Here is a 1,778-nt window from a genome sequence, read left to right on the forward strand (position 1 = left end):
CCCGCGGCGCCACTGAGCGCCCGTGCGTACCCCGGCCGGTCCCCCGCCCGACGGCAGGCGGCCGCGGCGGCACGCCAGTCGCGCAGCGCCTCGCCCCACTGCCCGGCATAGCCGTGGACGGTGCCGAGCCGTGCGTACATCCGGGCCACCGCGGACAGATCGCGGCGGCTCAGCCGCAGCTCCAGGGCGCGTCCGTACCAGTCGGCCGCCCGGTGCCAGTCCTCCAGCTCCTGGTAGATGCCGCCGATCGACTCCAGCGCCCGCCCGGTCGTATACGGATCGCCCGACTCACGGGCGGCCTCCAGGGCGCTCTTGTACCGCGCGAGGGCCTGGTCCACCCGGCCCGCCCCGCCGTCCAGATCGCCGAGGTTCAGCAGCGCGGCCGCCCGCTCCACCGGCAGATCGCGGCGCCGGGCCACGTCCAGCACCAGCTCATGCAGTCCGTACAGCTCCACCGCGGCGCCCTCGGCACCCCGGTGGGCGCTGAGCGCATGGGTGAGCGCGGCCACCAACCGCCTTGCCAGGGTGTCGAGTTCACCAATCTCCACGGCCAGCCTGGCGGCCTCGACCAGGGTGGGCAGCCGGGCCGCCAGCCAGTCGGCCGCCTGCGCCGACGACGAAAAGCGCAGCGGCTTCGGCATCCCGGCCAGCTTCTTGCGGCCCGGCGAACCGGCGGGCTCGGCGGCCAGCCGGCACGCGTGCAACTGCCGTACGGCCCGCTCCAGCATCCGCGCCCGCGCCAGCTCCACCTCCGCCGGGCGCTCCTCGGCCGCCAGCCGCTCCCGCAGCAGCGGATCGAGACAGCCGGGCACCTGGTAGTCGCCCGGCCCGCGCGGGCGCAGCATCCCGTACGCGGCGAAGCCCTCCAGCGCCGCCTCGCCGTCCGCCACCGAGCATCCGGCCAGCGCGGAGGCGGTCTGGGCGTCGGCCGATCCGCCGGGCGCCAGCACCAGCAGCCGCAGCATCCGGGCGGCGGCGGACGGCAGCGCGGCGTAGGCCAGCCGGAAGGCGCGGATCATCGGACGGGCACCGTGATCGAGATCACCCTCGTCCGGCGGCAGTTCGCGCAGCCGGGCCAGCGCGTCGTCGACCGACGCCTGGGGGCGGGCGGCGAGCCAGCCGCCGACCAGGACCAGCGCGGCGGGCTGGCCCGCGCACTCCTCGACCAGGGACTGCGCGGCCACCGGATCGCAGGTGATCCGGGTGGGGCCGGTGTACTGCGCCAGCAGCCCGACCGCCGCGCTCACATCCAGCCCGCCCACCGTGCACGGCCGCACATCCGGCACCCCGGTCAGCGGGCCGCGCGAGACGGCGACCACCAGGCAGTCGGGCTCGTCCGGCAGCAGCGCGTCCACCTGCTCGGCCCCGGCCACGTCGTCGAGCAGCAACAGCACCCGCCTGCCGTCCAGCGCCGAGCGCAGCGCCTCGCTCAGGTCGTCCTCGTCCGCGCCCGGCGGGGCGGTCACGCCGAGCCGTCCGAGCAGCTCACGGGCGGTGCGCTCGGTGGGGACGGGGGCGCCGGCGGAGGTCGTCAGCCGGGCGCTCAGCACTCCGTCGGGGTAGTCGTCGGCGAGCCGCCGGGCCAGCTCCTCGGCCAGCGCCGTACGGCCCCAGCCGGGGCGGCCCGCGATCAGCAGCACCCGGCTGCGGGCGGCCTTACGGCCGGCGAGGGTGTCCAGGCCCGCGCGCTCGATATCGGCCCGCAGCGAGAGCAACTCCCGGCGCCGCCCGGCGAACCCCCGCCCCACGGTGGCCGCCGCCGCGAACAGCACGGCCCG

General features: G+C 77.4%; 1 protein-coding gene. It reads right to left on the reverse strand.

Annotated features, from left to right (window positions below; translation table 11 throughout):
* Positions 1 to 1,772: tetratricopeptide repeat protein (locus KN815_RS48925; RefSeq protein WP_253209737.1), on the reverse strand; the 1,772-nt coding region annotated here is incomplete at its 3' end.
* Positions 1,773 to 1,778: the final 6 nt, after the last annotated feature.

The sequence above is a fragment of the Streptomyces niphimycinicus genome, assembly GCF_018883605.1.
In the GTDB taxonomy this organism is placed as follows: Bacteria; Actinomycetota; Actinomycetes; order Streptomycetales; family Streptomycetaceae; genus Streptomyces; species Streptomyces niphimycinicus.